This is a genomic window from Staphylococcus canis, assembly GCF_016238445.1.
GTDB classification, from domain to species: Bacteria; Bacillota; Bacilli; order Staphylococcales; family Staphylococcaceae; genus Staphylococcus; species Staphylococcus canis.
In genome coordinates this window covers 21,330-36,685 of sequence record NZ_JABANU010000013.1, presented here as the reverse complement: position 1 = coordinate 36,685, position 15,356 = coordinate 21,330, and the positions used below count along the sequence as shown (strand labels likewise).

Annotated in this window: 27 protein-coding genes and 1 pseudogene; all 28 read right to left on the bottom strand. The window is 35.5% G+C overall.

The window, feature by feature from the left end; translation table 11 throughout:
• Positions 1-63 precede the first annotated feature (63 nt).
• Positions 64-1,077 (bottom strand): annotated as a pseudogene (locus HHH54_RS06285) (phage tail tape measure protein); the annotation flags it as partial.
• Positions 1,078-1,094: 17 nt separating this feature from the next.
• The gene (gene gpGT / locus HHH54_RS06280; RefSeq protein ID WP_275322690.1) at positions 1,095-1,229 is read right to left on the bottom strand and encodes a phage tail assembly chaperone GT; all 135 of its coding nucleotides are present in this window, start codon (positions 1,227-1,229) and stop codon (positions 1,095-1,097) included.
• A 62-nt stretch (positions 1,230-1,291) separates the two neighbouring features.
• A complete protein-coding gene (gpG, locus tag HHH54_RS06275) occupies positions 1,292-1,663 on the bottom strand; it encodes a phage tail assembly chaperone G (RefSeq protein WP_198617988.1) in 372 nt (123 codons plus the stop codon).
• Positions 1,664-1,719: 56 nt separating this feature from the next.
• Complete coding sequence (locus HHH54_RS06270; RefSeq protein ID WP_198617987.1) at positions 1,720-1,896, bottom strand: hypothetical protein; 177 nt, start codon at positions 1,894-1,896, stop codon at positions 1,720-1,722.
• Positions 1,897-1,914: 18 nt separating this feature from the next.
• Positions 1,915-2,604: a major tail protein gene (locus tag HHH54_RS06265; RefSeq protein WP_198617986.1), complete on the bottom strand. Its 690-nt coding sequence runs from the start codon at positions 2,602-2,604 to the stop codon at positions 1,915-1,917.
• Between the two features lie 12 nt (positions 2,605-2,616).
• A complete protein-coding gene (locus tag HHH54_RS06260; RefSeq protein WP_198617985.1) occupies positions 2,617-3,027 on the bottom strand; it encodes a hypothetical protein in 411 nt (136 codons plus the stop codon).
• A 1-nt stretch (position 3,028) separates the two neighbouring features.
• Positions 3,029-3,415, bottom strand: a complete 387-nt coding sequence (locus tag HHH54_RS06255; RefSeq protein WP_198617984.1) for a hypothetical protein — start codon at positions 3,413-3,415, stop codon at positions 3,029-3,031.
• A complete protein-coding gene (locus tag HHH54_RS06250) occupies positions 3,405-3,773 on the bottom strand; it encodes a hypothetical protein (protein ID WP_198617983.1) in 369 nt (122 codons plus the stop codon). The genes HHH54_RS06255 and HHH54_RS06250 overlap by 11 nt, the downstream gene beginning before the upstream one ends.
• Positions 3,757-4,044 carry a head-tail connector protein gene (locus HHH54_RS06245; protein WP_100008554.1) on the bottom strand — a complete coding sequence of 96 codons (288 nt, stop codon included), beginning with the start codon at positions 4,042-4,044 and terminating at the stop codon, positions 3,757-3,759. The genes HHH54_RS06250 and HHH54_RS06245 overlap by 17 nt, the downstream gene beginning before the upstream one ends.
• A gap of 17 nt (positions 4,045-4,061) precedes the next feature.
• Entirely contained in the window at positions 4,062-5,288 is a 1,227-nt protein-coding gene (locus HHH54_RS06240; RefSeq protein ID WP_198617982.1) for a phage major capsid protein, read from the bottom strand.
• Between the two features lie 11 nt (positions 5,289-5,299).
• Positions 5,300-6,007 carry a head maturation protease, ClpP-related gene (locus tag HHH54_RS06235; RefSeq protein ID WP_198617981.1) on the bottom strand — a complete coding sequence of 236 codons (708 nt, stop codon included), beginning with the start codon at positions 6,005-6,007 and terminating at the stop codon, positions 5,300-5,302.
• Positions 5,970-7,148 carry a phage portal protein gene (locus tag HHH54_RS06230; protein WP_198617980.1) on the bottom strand — a complete coding sequence of 393 codons (1,179 nt, stop codon included), beginning with the start codon at positions 7,146-7,148 and terminating at the stop codon, positions 5,970-5,972. The genes HHH54_RS06235 and HHH54_RS06230 overlap by 38 nt, the downstream gene beginning before the upstream one ends.
• Positions 7,149-7,167: 19 nt before the next feature.
• Positions 7,168-8,835 (bottom strand): terminase TerL endonuclease subunit, encoded by a 1,668-nt coding sequence (locus HHH54_RS06225; protein WP_198617979.1) that lies wholly within the window; start codon positions 8,833-8,835, stop codon positions 7,168-7,170.
• On the bottom strand, positions 8,822-9,202 hold the full coding sequence (locus HHH54_RS06220) for a hypothetical protein (RefSeq protein ID WP_198617978.1): 381 nt from the start codon (positions 9,200-9,202) through the stop codon (positions 8,822-8,824). The genes HHH54_RS06225 and HHH54_RS06220 overlap by 14 nt, the downstream gene beginning before the upstream one ends.
• Positions 9,203-9,333: 131 nt before the next feature.
• Entirely contained in the window at positions 9,334-9,633 is a 300-nt protein-coding gene (locus HHH54_RS06215) for an HNH endonuclease (RefSeq protein ID WP_198618024.1), read from the bottom strand.
• A 484-nt stretch (positions 9,634-10,117) separates the two neighbouring features.
• Positions 10,118-10,513: a type II toxin-antitoxin system HicB family antitoxin gene (locus HHH54_RS06210; RefSeq protein ID WP_198617977.1), complete on the bottom strand. Its 396-nt coding sequence runs from the start codon at positions 10,511-10,513 to the stop codon at positions 10,118-10,120.
• A gap of 34 nt (positions 10,514-10,547) precedes the next feature.
• The gene (locus tag HHH54_RS06205; RefSeq protein WP_198617976.1) at positions 10,548-10,733 is read right to left on the bottom strand and encodes a type II toxin-antitoxin system HicA family toxin; all 186 of its coding nucleotides are present in this window, start codon (positions 10,731-10,733) and stop codon (positions 10,548-10,550) included.
• Between the two features lie 314 nt (positions 10,734-11,047).
• Positions 11,048-11,494 carry a DUF722 domain-containing protein gene (locus HHH54_RS06200; protein WP_198617975.1) on the bottom strand — a complete coding sequence of 149 codons (447 nt, stop codon included), beginning with the start codon at positions 11,492-11,494 and terminating at the stop codon, positions 11,048-11,050.
• Positions 11,495-11,636: 142 nt separating this feature from the next.
• Entirely contained in the window at positions 11,637-11,846 is a 210-nt protein-coding gene (locus HHH54_RS06195) for a hypothetical protein (RefSeq protein WP_198617974.1), read from the bottom strand.
• Between the two features lie 45 nt (positions 11,847-11,891).
• Entirely contained in the window at positions 11,892-12,557 is a 666-nt protein-coding gene (locus HHH54_RS06190) for a hypothetical protein (protein WP_198617973.1), read from the bottom strand.
• 156 nt (positions 12,558-12,713) lie between these two features.
• Positions 12,714-12,884 (bottom strand): transcriptional activator RinB, encoded by a 171-nt coding sequence (rinB, locus tag HHH54_RS06185; RefSeq protein ID WP_198617972.1) that lies wholly within the window; start codon positions 12,882-12,884, stop codon positions 12,714-12,716.
• A 298-nt stretch (positions 12,885-13,182) separates the two neighbouring features.
• The gene (locus HHH54_RS06180; RefSeq protein WP_198617971.1) at positions 13,183-13,332 is read right to left on the bottom strand and encodes a DUF1381 domain-containing protein; all 150 of its coding nucleotides are present in this window, start codon (positions 13,330-13,332) and stop codon (positions 13,183-13,185) included.
• Between the two features lie 39 nt (positions 13,333-13,371).
• Positions 13,372-13,671 carry a MazG-like family protein gene (locus tag HHH54_RS06175; RefSeq protein ID WP_198617970.1) on the bottom strand — a complete coding sequence of 100 codons (300 nt, stop codon included), beginning with the start codon at positions 13,669-13,671 and terminating at the stop codon, positions 13,372-13,374.
• 9 nt (positions 13,672-13,680) lie between these two features.
• Entirely contained in the window at positions 13,681-13,887 is a 207-nt protein-coding gene (locus HHH54_RS06170; RefSeq protein WP_198617969.1) for a hypothetical protein, read from the bottom strand.
• Positions 13,853-14,074, bottom strand: a complete 222-nt coding sequence (locus HHH54_RS06165; protein ID WP_198617968.1) for a hypothetical protein — start codon at positions 14,072-14,074, stop codon at positions 13,853-13,855. Before HHH54_RS06165 ends, HHH54_RS06170 begins: the two co-directional genes overlap by 35 nt.
• Before the next feature lie 186 nt (positions 14,075-14,260).
• On the bottom strand, positions 14,261-14,755 hold the full coding sequence (locus HHH54_RS06160) for a nucleoside 2-deoxyribosyltransferase (protein ID WP_198617967.1): 495 nt from the start codon (positions 14,753-14,755) through the stop codon (positions 14,261-14,263).
• Positions 14,752-15,186 (bottom strand): DUF3310 domain-containing protein, encoded by a 435-nt coding sequence (locus HHH54_RS06155; RefSeq protein ID WP_198617966.1) that lies wholly within the window; start codon positions 15,184-15,186, stop codon positions 14,752-14,754. Before HHH54_RS06155 ends, HHH54_RS06160 begins: the two co-directional genes overlap by 4 nt.
• Positions 15,176-15,352, bottom strand: a complete 177-nt coding sequence (locus tag HHH54_RS06150; protein ID WP_198617965.1) for a hypothetical protein — start codon at positions 15,350-15,352, stop codon at positions 15,176-15,178. Before HHH54_RS06150 ends, HHH54_RS06155 begins: the two co-directional genes overlap by 11 nt.
• Positions 15,353-15,356: the final 4 nt, after the last annotated feature.

The following is a 15,356-nucleotide window of genomic DNA, read 5'->3' as shown; positions in this document are numbered from 1 at the left end:
TGACTTAACCTCTACCGAATTCACCGATTTCTACGCACACATTACTGTGTGTTCGAGCATTACCATACCCGCATTACTCATTAATCCAATCGCTATCGATGTATCTTCAATAGTATATCCTAGTGCACCTGCAACTGGTGCGGCGTATTTAAACGCTTCTCCCAAGCCTCTAACATCTGTGTTAGCTTTAGAACTTGTTTGTGCTAGCACGTCTGCAAAGTGGCCACTATCTTTAGCTTTGAGACCGAATGCCGTCAAACCGTCAGTTACGATGTCGCTCACTTGTGCTAGGTCTTCGCCTGAAGCGGCCGCTAACTGCATGACACCGTCAATACCGTTAAGCATATCTTTGGTATCCCACCCGGCCAAGCTCATATATTGAAGAGCTTCTGCGGATTCACTAGCACTAAATTTAGTTTTGGCGCCCATCTCGAGCGCTTTGTCTCTTAACAAATTGAACTCTTTACCAGTTGCACCTGACGTCGCTTTAACTTTGCGCATTGAATCGTCGAAGTCAATACTTTTCTTCGCGGCTAATCCAAATCCGGCTACAACTGGTGCGGTTACATACATACTCATTGAACGCCCGACACTCTTCATCGATTCACCAACACTAGTAAGTTTTGGTCCTATATCTGTAAATTTTTGACCTAATCGACCGAATGAACTATTAGATATACGTGCGGCTTCTTGTGCTTCACGTTGAAACCTTTTGAATCCTTCTACAGTTTGTTCTAATTCATGTTCTAACCTATTCAACGTATCAGCTTGCTTATTATACTCAGTACGCAATCGTACTGCTTTAGCACTGTTTTCGCCTTGTTCACGTGCTACTTGTTGATATTGTGCACGTAAGTCTTTCACATTATTACGTTGTTGCTTTGTTGCGGCGTCTAACTCACGTATACGATTTTTGTAACTTGACATTGAGCGTTCAGAATACTTGAAATTGTTGCCAGATAACTTTAAATCAGAATTGAGTTGCCTGAAGCTCCGTCGAATACCTGAAAGCGTACGTGCGACACCCATATCTTGCATAGATAGGTCAATCTGTAATCCTCTTATTCTTTCTGCCATACGCTACACCTCCTTACTTATAAATTAGTGAATGCGTCTAGCATACTGTCTTGCTTTTTCACTTCTTTTCTTTTACTTTCTTCGACGATGTCCATAAAAAATGAAAAAGGCATATCAAGAATATCGTTAATATCTTTTCCGCCTTCTTTCATGAATTGATATGCGATTTTTTTCAAATTGTTTTTATGTTCAGTCCATGTGATCAACTTATCACTTAAATCATTTTCGCTAATTGCTTTTTTCTGTCGTCATCCATTTGACCTTGTGCGACGAACTCAACTTGTGCATGAATTTCAGTTACTGCGTCAGGTGCGTGTAATCTATCTAATAAATCATCGCTAGTGAATTGATTTTTGTATACACTTACGATGAAATCAGTCATACGCTTAAACATTTCTTTTTCACTTAATTCTTTGCCATCTTCTGAAGTCCCTTCCATAATTTCAGAGGCTTCGTAAATTTTACGGAATGGAATAAAGTTTGGTGTGAAGTATGTTTCTAGTTCAAGATTGCCGTTTTTATCCTCTTTTGCATTACCTTCTGAATCTAACACTACTAATCGAATAAAGTTAATTTTTTTAGTCATAATAAGTCTCCTTAATTTTTATTTGCAAATAAAAAAGGGGCGCAATGCCCCTGAATTTAATCAATTGGTTTGATTACTTTAAGTTTTCGTCTGTTGTCTAAAGTTGACAATTCCATAATACGTTCCGCGTCTACCTTTTTATTAGGTGGGCGTGGATAGAATTGTCCTTTTTTATACAATTTGTCATTGTCTTGTGAATCAACAAAATCATGTAATACTTCATATTTAGCCATACATTAGCACCTCACTTATTACATTGTTAATCCTTCAGAATCTCCACCAAGATCGCTTCCTAAATCACTAGAGCCGCCAAGTCCACCTGTTGACTCTTCTTCCTCAGAAAGCTCTTCAGACTTTTTTGCGTCTGGGTGCTCCTTACCGAAGACTTTTTTGAAAATAGTGTCACGCATTGTAGTTGTGCCTTTTTCATCACGACCTAAAAGCATGGTTTGTTCTTTATCAAAGCCTTCAACTTCAGCAGGCATGAATTCAGCTGTAGATTGGTCTTGAGAGAACTCTACACCGTCTTCCTTTGTTTGTCCTGAAACTTCAGGGAATGTGAACATACCTTTGAGTAATCCAACATATTCAGACGAACCTGATTCAGTTGTTTTCTCAAACATTACTGCAACATATGGTGGTGTATTATTACCTACACCGATCACACCATCATCAGATTTATCTAAACCGAATAATACTTCTCTATCTTCAATCGGTAAGTGGTGGAATGTTGATTCTAGTTCAACAGTACCGTTTGATACGGCAAGCTCTGCTACACTATTATCTCCGTATGCTCTTTCGATTGATTGCTCTTTAGATACTTGAATTTCTTGTAAATATTTAATGCGTTCAGGTTCAGTAATTGATTTAACCTCACTTGAATTTAAAGGCATATAGTAGAAACCTGTTACACCAGTAAATGCATTGTATTTTTTTGCCATATTTGTTTCCTCCTAAAAATTTAATTCAGAACGATAAAAAGTCCCCTCGTACCTACGAGCGGACCTGTAAATTTTTAAATCTTTATCGTATTCTGGTTTTGCGTTTGAGGTGTTTTCCATTTTCAAAAGTTCTTTCAATAATCGTGAAATATGATAACTTACTTCATTGCGTACAAAATACGCTTCGTAGTCGTCAGATTCAGGTACAAACACATCAATTTGTACAAGGTAACTGAGCGCTAAGTTGTCATTGTCTGCGTATTCTGCGGGCAATGTATCATCAATTTCACTCATCACAATATAAGGTTGGCTAATACTAGATGGTTCAGGATATTCATAAAATTTAATGCGTTTATCAACGTATTTTTGTACAAGTGTGTCGTTAATAAGCACGTTATAGATTTCCATTAATATATCTTTCATATCATTTACCTAACTTTCGTTTTACGACTTGAAAATATGCTTCTCTTCCACTTCTAAGAGCACGATCAATCGCACCTTTTCCTCGAGGATTAGGATTTTTGATTGTTCCGAATTCATTTAAGTGGATAATTCTGTAACGTCCTTTAGGACCTTTCCAATGAATCTTAATTGTACGCGTCCCATTAATCGTAAAAGGTTTTGATAACGTGACTTCATCAATACTTGCACCTGTATCTTTAAAGCTTTGAAAGTTCTGTTTGATATTATTCACAATCACTTTGCCGCCTGCCATTAGAGCCTCATCAATAATACGTATCATTTTCGCACGTCCATAACGTTTTTCTAACTCTATTTCTAACTCACGCATACCTTTTAATTTAATTGTCATTTGCTACACCTACAACTTTAATCATCTCTTTATTACTTGAATTAGGAGCAAAATCGACCACTTTAAATGTAAGGTTTGAATATAAGTCATGTACGAGTTCAAACGTGTCTGAGTGCTTAATTTGATAGTCTTGATGTGGGTTACGATAGTTGAGTGTGATTGTGTGTGAACCTGTAACATTACCCACACGCTCTAAATCTTTAGTTGAACTTTCATATATTTCACATAACGTCTCGAACGCTTTTATTTTCTTTTTGCTTCCTGGAAATGGACCATCTTTTTCAACCATACGAAAAAAAGCAACAAGTACACGTAAGTCCCCATTGCTAATTTTTGGTGGTCTATAATTCTTGTTCATAATCAACCTCCTTCATATTGCTTAATGCAAATGAAGTTATTTGTGATAAAAAGTTTTCATTAAAGTATTCTAAACTGTCGTTATACGCGTATCTCACACGTTCATATACAAGTTCTTTACCGACTTCATTATTGTCAATATCGAATGATTGACAACGTCTTTCAATGTCTGCGTACGATTGTTTAATTAAATCTTTAATGTGCTCGTCTTCGAACGTGTGAAATATCTTTAAACGACGTTTCATTTCATTAACGTGGTTTTGTGTAATCATGCAACCACCTCACTTAATTAAACGCTTAAGTCACTTGAACCGCCTAATCCACCAGTAGATTCTTCTTCAGGTGCTTTAGGGTTTAAGTCTAAATCATACACAAGTGCAGTTTTGTTATCGTCAGGCATGCCATGCGCAAATTGTTTAGCAATGAATACGTCTGCGTCTTCTAATGCTAATGTTTGATCATATGACTTAATTGATACTGCACCAGTTTGAACTGCATAGTAGCGACTACCCACAAAGAAAATTGCTTTTTTAGGTTCAACGAATTCAGACGCAACAACGTCAACGTTGAAAGGTAATGACGTTACCCATGCGCCGTTCACAGTTTGCATAGTATTTTGTGCTTTCACATAGAATTGGTCTTGTGGATTAACAAGTAAAGTTACGCCAGCTGAAACATCAACAGGTGAACCATTTTCTTTAGTTGATAATTGAGTTAACGCACCTGCTAATTCAGTTGCTGTTTTACGCGCATTAGCAAATGTTAATGTACCAGATGACTGTTTGTCAGTTGCGCCAGTTACTGTTTTGCCATCTTCATCATATTCTAATTCTTTCGTTAATCCATACGGTTGATTTGAAGCGGCACCTTTACCTTTAACCACACCTTCTTCTAGTTTTAACGCCATCGCTTCTGCTAATTGTAAGCGTACGTAACGTTCAATCCATTCAGGACCAAACTCTAACATGTCTTTAGGTACAATTGCGAATGCCGTTAATTTGTTTTGTGAGAAGTTTAATTCTTTAAAGTTTGCTTCAATTTGTCCTTGAATTTTACCGAAAACTTCTCCCCAAACCGCTGCTCCTTTCGGGTCTCCTACAATAAGACGTGTCTTAATTCCTGCAATTTGAAAATTAATTTTAGATAATAGTGGACGTTGCTTTTGCATATCTTCAAACACACGTAATACTGTTGATTCAGGTAAAATTACCTCTTCTTTATACGTGTCTAAGTCTGCGTCATCTGCAACTAAATTTGTGAAGAAACGTGATTCTTCTGAAGTTAGAATGTTTTCGCCACGATTCATTCTCACTTGTTTGTCAGTTGATGTATTATACACTTCTTCACGCGCTTGTTTTAACACATTGTCGTGTAAGTTAGCAGAAAATGCCGCCATATACTCGCCGTATTTGTTTTCGATTGTTTCGGCGTCCGCGTCATTGCGTACCGCTTCAAAATATTCTTGCTTAAGTTGATTAACATTGTTTTCAATGTCATTTTTGAATTTAACTACCATTTAATGACCTCCTATAAATAACGTTTCTTTTTAGGTTTATGATTGTTTTTGAACATTGCCAATTCTGATTTTAAATTTTCAACTTCATTCATCATTGCGGCAATATGTTCATCTTTTTCTTCAGTGCTTTCAGTTTCTTTAGGTGTTTCAACCGTGTCTAGTTTGTCCGCGAATCCTTTATCAACTGCTTGTTGTGCAGTGAACCAAGTTTCATCACTCATGAGTTGTTCAATTTCATCAGTGTCTAAACCAGTTTTGTCTTTATACACTTCAACGATAGAAGCGTCTACTGTTTCAAGTGCGTTGATGACCTTTTTAACCTCTGATTTATTACCAATTGCAATTGTTGACGCTTCATGAATCATTAGTGATGAACCTTTACACATTACTAATTCGTCTGCGGCCATTGCGATGATTGAAGCGGCACTCGCTGCTAGTGCAGTGACTTCTACAGTAATGTGTGACTTGTGATTTTTAAGGTAATTGTAAATCTCAATACCTTGAAACGCGTCGCCACCAGGACTATTAAGTCTGATTACGATATCTTTATCTACATCATCTAGTGTTTCTGCAATGTCTTGAGCGTTAATTGTTTTATCTGTAAAAAAAGACTCTTGTGCAACTGGCCCACTTAAAGTAAGAATCACTTTATCGTCTGTCACTTCATTTTTAAAACTGTATTTAGACGCTATTTTCATCAGTTCTTGTTTCGTCGTCATTCTCGTTAGCACCTCCTTTCAAAACTTCTTCTGTTTGATAGTTTTTAGTCAGTATGAATCGGTCTCCATCTTCAACAGGTGCAAGTCCTAGAAGTTCACGCACTTCGTTTTGCTTTGCGGCACTTGACGAAATTAATTTATCGACTTTTTCCGCATTTTTAATTGGATCAACCGCATTAATACCAACAACTTTTACACGCTTACCTTTCAAGTATTCCGCTTCAGTAAAGAATTTACTGTTAAGCTCATCTTCTATTTTCGAAATCAAAGGATTAATACAAAAATCAATGTAAGCGTCCATTGCATTGCTTAAATCCGCAACGTCACCATGAATCAAATTCGATGGGATACCTACGATTTTAGCAACGTCATCAATAATCATACGTTTAAGTTTCTGTAAGTTCTCCGCACCATTATCAGTACCATTAACACTGTCTTTCGACAATTCTTTATACTCAAACCCTGAAATTTCAGGGACAATCGCGACGCCATTGTTTTTAAATTGGTTGTAAATCTTATCAATATACTTTTGTAGTCGCGTCATTTGAGTATTATCAATATTACCTGCTCCAGAATTGACACTAACAACACCACGAATTTGATTTTTACGAAGTTGTGTATCCATCATACGTCCAAAAAGTTCGCCATAATCCGCAAAAAGTGACTCAACAAAGCGTTGTAACTTATCGTTATTGTAATTAAAATAAATGACTTCACTCATCTTAAATGTGCGACCAAATTTATAGTCTTTTACTACAACGTCTTTGAAAATATCTTCATACACTGCATATTCTTCACGATAAAAGTCATCCGCTATTAATAGCTCATCACTATCACTTTTGATGATTAATACCTCATTATCATAAATGAGCTTGTATATGACTTTATGCCAAAAATCAGACGCACTTGAATCGCTATTTGGTCTAACATTTAATTTGTAGTACAGTGTGTCTTCTTTTAATTCTTGTCCGTCTTTTACCCAAAACTCAGATTGACTGAATGTACGTGAGATGAAGTTAATTACAGACTCTAGTGCCATGCGTTTCAAATATGAACGTTCTGCCGGATCAATCGCTAAATCAAGTTCTAACATGTCGCGAATCTCTAAATTACGCTTAAATACTGAACTAAAGAATCCCAATGAATCACCTCCTTTCTAACTAGAAGTTAAGTTGATCTAGTAAGTCGAACGCTTTGTTAAGGTCGACTTCTTGTATTTCATCTACACTATATAAAGCATGCAAAAATGCGTGAAATCCATCTGTTTTACGACGATGTTCGTCCTTCTTGATAAACTCTTTATTACCGTCTTTTTTAACTTGTACCGCAACGTTATTTGTGTACCATCGCATTAAAGGATTATCTCCAAAGATAATTCTGTGGTTCGCGAATAACGTTTCTATTCGTGGTGCTAGCTTACTGTGTACACCACGCGGATTACGAATAACCTCAATATCAAATCCCGCTTCTTCAAATAATGGTCTAAGTAAATCCATGCGGAAGTTATCCGCTACAATCTTTTGTATTGCATACTTCTCACGCATATTAACGAACCAATTGATAATGTGAACAGGATTAATTGAAGGTTCATCAACAATTGTTAAGTGACCTTGTCGCTCCCATTCCTTAATTGGAGGTTTTAATTTAGCTTGGTCTAAGTATTCTTTGCGTGCGAACGAATGTGATACCCACACAACATCATCGCCATTTTTAAACAGTAATCCAACAGCTGCAAAGTCCTTAATACTTGCATAGTCTACACCACCAATTGCTGTTTTATTTTTAAGTGGTGGGATATCACGACTAGTCGCTAACACATCATCACGTGAAGCAACAATTTTATTTGAATCTTCTTCAGGTAGATTCATACGTTTAGTCATGAAGTTTTCGTATCCGCTTGGATTATGCTTCAGGTCGTTGTATTGATTTAACACTTTTCTGAATAATCGTCGTCCATAATCACTCATAGGCTCTTCGAACATTGGATTTGCTTTGGACCACATGTCAGGATTATCTTTTTCGTCTTTATTATCAAGTCGGCATATAAACGGAAACAATCTGTCATCATTAGCCCGTCCTTCTAATATTTCCATAGAACGCTCTTTCATCTTGTCTAAAAATCCCTCACGAACGAATCCGTCTGTACCTATAAAAAATTCTCGAGGGTGCTTTACTTTACCAAGTCCACTCGAGAATACGTCTACTATGTCATTATTTTCATATCTGTGAATCTCATCGTATATTATGAAACCTTCGCGACCACCGTCTTTAGAACCTGCATTACTAGTCGCATACTCAAATTTACTAAATGTTTTAGTAGATGTAATTCTAAGTTTCGTGAGCTCAAATATACCTGCACCTTCCTCATCATTCACTGCACCGTCATATAATTTATTGCGTATGATTGCGCGGTGCATTTCTTCAAATGATGTTTTTGCTTGCTTTTCAGTATTCGCCACTACTGTACCATCGTAATTGTCAATACCATGCAATTCACTAATGAAGTAATTCGATAGTCCACTAATAAGTCCGTTTTTACCTGCACCACGTGCAACAAGCCAAAAGAATTGTTCAAAGTACAGTTCATCATCTTCATCGAATAAAAAGATGAATGCGATCAAGAACTTTTGAAAAGGTTGCAATTTAAAGTACAACGCTTCAATGAATTTAATACACATTTCGATTTGATCGTGGTCGAAATACAAGTCGTCACGATGTAATATATTAAGCTCTAAATGTTCAATCAGTAATCGACGTTCTTTATTCAATATGATTTCGCCATGCTTATATTTGTCGATATACCATTGCACATGCTTATTTATTTTCATTGTTCAGTAATCCCTTAAGCGTATTGTCTGCTTTCTTTTCTTCGACGACTTCATCAGGCAATAATTTGATTAACTGTTGAATAATCTTCTGATACGACGCGTCACGTGAGTTATACAACTTTGCAATTGGACGCTCACGTTCATACGCAGGTGTGTTCTCAGATTGCGTAAACAGCTCATAATCGCCATTCTTTTGAATATCAATCCAAGCGTCGTCTAACAAGACGCGCATGCGTGCCGCTTGAATTATGAGGCCTTGAGTAGCCTTCTTTTTATCATCAGGTATTTCTTTAAATATTTTATTTAAACGTTCTTTTTCTTGATTCACACGCTCTTCATGTTCTTTAATTGCGTTACTATCTCTCATGTTTATACTCCTTTCTGATTGTGTCTAGGGTTATGCGTGACAAAACAGTGACAAATGTGGAGAAAAGACCCCCTGCCCCGTTTCCCCGAGCTTGATTTGACGCGATTTTTTAGGTAGGGGGGGATTTATGTTTACCACCATTCATCTCCAATCCATTTCTTTTTCTTTTCTGATTTAATTTGATTTGATTGGTATCGATTGTGTTTTCGATTGTGACAACTAATGCATAATGTAATTAAGTTGTCCATGTCTAATGCGAGTTCAGGATAACTATCCAATTCTTTAATATGGTCAACATCTAGTGATTTATGTTTCGTTGGATCAATCGTTTTAACAATTCCTTGTTTCTTACACTCTTGACATTCATAGTTATCTCTAATCAGTACTTGCTCACGCACCTTGCGCCACTCTTTTGACTTATAGAACCTCATTGTTTCTTTATCTACTTTACGGTCACTAGCTGGTTTGCTTTGACCGTTATTGAACCATTCTCTTATCACTTGCTTCACTTTATCTTTGTCGGGTCTATCGCTACTGTTCACACGTTCAATGCACGTGTCTATATCTGTGTCCATTCTAACTGTGTGATAGTTAGGTATTCTATCAGTTATCTTCTTTGACAAATAAGTAGTAATAATATACAGCTTGCCATTATCGATATGTTGCGCATAATCTAACATCATATTACGTACAAGCAAACAAGTATCATGAGCTTGTGCCACGTATTGTTGATAACTACTAAACGTTATTGCTTGTGATATAGCGTCATAATCATAGACCATATCACCATCAGTTATATGTTGTTTAACATATGTAGTCTTACCACTTGCTGGTGGACCATACACGATTATTATATCCATCGCTAAACCTCACATAAAATAATAAAAAGACACCACGTAATGTGATGTCTTTAACTTATATATTTAATTCTTCTTTCAATGCTCTTTGTAACGTTTGACTAAAGTTAATACCTTTCTCTTTACCTAGTACAACCATATAGTGAGGCAATGTAACCATCTTATTCACTGTCTTATTCTCTTCTTTTATTCTAACAAGTTTAGTGTCTACAGTGACTAACTGTAACTGTTCATTATCATCTAAGCCATTAATAAGTTCCTTATATTCAGATGGTTCAGGTATATCATCATGGTCATCTTCCATAACTAACAAATGACCTTCTAAAGCATCTTGTGCCATAAATACGGCGTCCTCGATATCCTCGCCAAAAGTTATTGCACCAGGCAAATCAGGAAAGTAAACATTGTAACTATTACCTTCTTGTTGCAATACTGCATAAAAATGATACTTCACATTAATCCCTCCATATCAAGAAGATGCAAGAGGACTATAATAGTCCTGCTTGCTTTAAGATTGAGCGCTCTGTTCCGCGCGGTAAATCTTTCTTCGGATGCGGAATAGTGACTTTACCTTTACGATTAGGATGTTTGAAGTGATGGTGACTACCAACCACTCTTACTAAATACCATCCATCTTGCTCAATCTTTTTAATAACTTCTTTTGATGAGCTCATCTTGATTTACCTCCTACATATATAATAACATATGTGAAGTATTTTATAACAAAAAAGACACTGTGCAATATACACAATGCCTTTAAGTGATTTTTTTTTAGATATTGTATTTGAGTATACACTCATATCAATTACATATACGTGTGTATGTAACTCATATAAGCATATACAAAGGCGATGTTGGGGTAGAACATCGCCTCGTAGAATATAGTAAGTAGAATATAGTATGTGTCGAATACACACATCAGATACAATCTTTTATAGTACCATAATAAATTTTTTTAGGCCGCACTTACAGTATGTTAGAAGTGCGCTTACTCAAAGCTAATCCAACCGATTCGTTTAGCGGTCTCACGCATTAATTGATTACGCATTCTAAGTACTGCGTCACGACTAATAATCTTGTCATCGTCTCTTAATTTAGTAAGTTGATGAGCGATGTCAGGCCATTCATAAATCGTTAAGTCCTCTTCCCAATATCTGTACTTAACAATGAGCTTTTGTTCTTTACTTGCTTTGTTGTACACATCTTCAATTGCTTTAACAATTTCCGATAAGTTTCTGTACTTATTATCTTCATGTAGCTTAACCACTTCGCGCTCTACAGGCCTACCAGGTAGATTAGATTTACCACCACCTATATTTTCATCATGTGGTTGATACAATAACTCATAGCGTCGATATGCTAATTGTCCTTTAACATTATTATAATTACACCAGTACTCTTCTAATTTTGGAATGTCAGCACGTCCTAATTTCATCTTGAACCTCCACATATGTAAGATGTCACCGCTACTTATATTATACCTGTTACAGTGACCTAGTAGTGACACCTTGACGAAATATTATTTATATGATTTAAATTTTCGTATCATCTCGGTATAAGTAATGTTTCTGAACTCATCACTCTTCGTCCTTTTTATCCATATAATGAACTAAATCGACCACGAACCTGAAGAAACTTATCAACTCTTCTTCTAAATCTATATCGTGCACACTGAGATTCGTTTCTTTGATTCTTTTGACAAACTCGTCTTCATATTTAAGTTTTTCTTCTGGTGACATATCTTTGTATATTCTTGACGTTTTCACAATATCTGCCATATCAACCACGCGCATCACTCCTTTTTCAGTAATTCTTTAACTCTCGTTAATACATTACTTATTATCAAACCGATTAATGTTCTTTCGACTTAACCATATTTTTACTTTTTCTTTTAAGGTCATTCTATCGACTTTAAAATGTCTTCTAAATTCCTCTTCAAATTTATCAAGATACAAGTTATATTCATTTATCTTTCTTTGATACTCAGGCGTTATAAAACTATCTGTACTAATATATTCTCTTTTAGCCTCCATTTTATTTATTATACTTTTTAAATAGGATATGTCTTTTTCATATTCTGACACTACATCTATAGTTTCAATAACAAATGAATTACGAAAGAATATTTGATTGATACTAAATTCATTTCTGAAATCCATCTTAAAATCTTCCATAACCTTAACTCTATTAGACAAATTAATTATTTGCCTAAAAGCAACAATATCTCTATATGCTTTTTGGCTTCGCTTATCCAACTCTTTATATATATCAGCATCAAAAAAGTCTAAAAATTCTTTCTGATCTACTGGAATTATATACGCTCCTATCATCATTTTAGCTTTTTTAAAACACTCTAAATAGATTGGGTATATCTTCTCTAAATTAATTTGTTTACGTTGTAGATTAGAATCTACAAAGAATCTAACTACCTCTTTAATAGAATACAAAAGAACACCACCAGCAAGAGTATAAATGCCACCTAACAATTCTTGATTCATTCTATTCACCTCTAATTATATTTTCTGCAAAAGAATCTATTAATTTATAAGCGCCGAATATCGCTAAGGTATTAAGTATAATTAACGATTCGTCGAAAATAAATAAAGTGATCATTAAGGCGATTATTAATGCTATCAAATCATAAATGAATTTCATCATTCACTCACCTCCGCTCTTAAATTATTTAAATGCATGTGGTCACAATCTGCAAAAGTCATATCTATATCATCAACTGATGTTAATACGATAATTGCTTGTTCCGTTACATACTTAATCAGCTCGTATGCTGCTAATGTAACGATTAATTTAGTGATTCGTTTAATCATTCGTATCAGCCCTTTCTATCTTTAGTGAAATCTACTACATATGTGTTGATACCTTTGATTCTTGTATTCGGCTCAACAATTTTTACTTTGTACGTGTCGCTATACTTATCGATGATTGTCTTCAATTCATCATCTGTCGTAGTTTTGTTTGGTGATACGTACATAGTTGAATGAATGGAATCTATAAATAAATGAATTATTTTTCGTGATAAAAGCTTTCTTCTAAATTCTGCGGTGATAAAAACTAGCATATAGATTGTGAGCAGTAAATATAGTAATATTCCTGAAATCAGAGTTATCATTTCCGTTCCTCCCCATACTTCTTAATCGCTTCCTCTTTACTCTCTGCTTCCACAATAGCAAACGTTTGATTCTCCCGCGCTTTAGTTGCTTCTGTGAATGTTTGACCTGTTGAATCTGTAAATGTAGTGATTAAATACTGTGTCATTTCCCCAGCACCTCTTTAACACGTTGTAATATATCCTTTTTACAAGTCTGCTTCTTTGACGAATGTTCCATTGATCGTTTTTCCTTTTCTGTCTTTAATCTCGCTATACGCATATCGCAAACACTCCTCAATTGTCATCTCATGTTGTTGCGCTAGTATAATCAGTGTCACAATTGTGTCACCTATGCCATCTTTAAGTGCAGTCATATCATTACGAGAGAGAGCAGCAGCTACTTCCCCAGCTTCCTCGTAAAATTTAAGCGCTTGTCTATCTGAATTACCTTCGTGTAAATTTTTGTCTTTGCTCCATTGTTCAACTTGTTTAATTAATTCATTCATACTATCCTCTCACTTTCTTAAAATTTCATCTAATCCATGCCTAATAGATATATAAGCACGATTACTAGGATTAACCTCACGCTTGTAGTCCACAAACGCTTCAATATCTTCAATCATATCTGTCAATCTTTTATTAACTTTAATTAATTCATCACGCTCTTCACGTAACTTTTTTATGTCGTCAATTAACGTGTTGCGTTGTTCTTTGAATGTCATGCAATATCTCCTCGTTTCGTCTCTTATTTTTATGATTTACTATCATTTGTACGCTATTGTAGTTTATGTTTACTACAAATCCACGTACGCCTTTCTTTTGTAACTCTTGTTGTATTTGTGTTGGTGTTTTACCGTACGTATTATATTTATACGTTTTGACTTTACTATTACTTAATTCTCTACGCATACCTAAACACCTGATTTCCAATTTCTCTTGCGTTTCAGTTCTTCTAATTCTTCCACACTGTATAAGCCATTAAATTGCTTGTTATACGTGCTATAACATCTCAGTGATACTTTATACTCAGAAGGAATTACAACGCACTGTGACTCATTTTGAGCGTCATAGAGATGATATCTACTCTTGAAACCTTTACTCATTTTTCAATTCCTCCAGTATCTCATCAAATGTTTGAATCCCTCTGCCCTCTGTAATTTCTAAAATTACTCCGTATACATATTGATTAATTGAAAACTCTTGTCTGTCCTGCTCTTTAGATATATGACCTGTACCTTGTCTAATATCTGTACATTGGACATATACTTTAGGCATTGCATAAATAGACGTACTTAATCTTGATAAATCTTTAAGCATATACTGTACAAATCCCATTTCGCAAATCGTGCCTTGATTGTGTGGTAGGTAATCGAATATTAGTATTTGACTTGTCGTCATACCTAGCGTGTCGTTATCCACAATACGTTCTGCTAAATCATCTTGATGAGCGTTGTGTTTGTCATTAATATCCTTGTCATCTTGTGGCGCATAAACTTTGTAACCTAATTTAGTCAATTCTGCTTTTTCGTATTCACGTCGCATTTGGTCACCTAGATCTAACATCCCGCCGCCTAAATAGACTTGTTTCATCGTTTATCCTCCAAATGATTTCTATATCGCATTGCATAATCTATCATTTTATCTAACTCTTTAATTTCCTCATCCTTATAACCTAATCTGTCAATGTATTTACTCATTTGTGACTTAAATGCTCCTCTTAATTCTTGCGGCGTATATCTAATACACCAGTAATCTATTAAGTCAATGTCGCTTGAACCGTAATGCGAAGGTCTTTCAATTTTTTTATTCACTGGCAACGTCTCCCAATTATTGCTATTATCAATTTTCATTAATTGTCCGTCTCTAAATTTTACGGTTGCTTCATCGTCATTTATTTCAATCACTTCTACAACTGCTTCTAAAGGTTCACAAATCCATCTTTCATCATCAGTATCTCGATAACGCTGTTGACCATATTCTAAATTAATTTTTTGACCTATTTTTAAATCTTTAATTTTCATGTCGTTTTCCTCCCACCGATGTGCTAACAGCCTTATCGACTGACCACCCTAGAACAATCACTCTATTGTATACGTGTTCACGTTTTAAATCGTGTTTATGCATTTGTTGCACTTGCTCATCAGTTAGTACGATTCGCCCGTCTACACTTCTAATTTTTAATGTCATACTC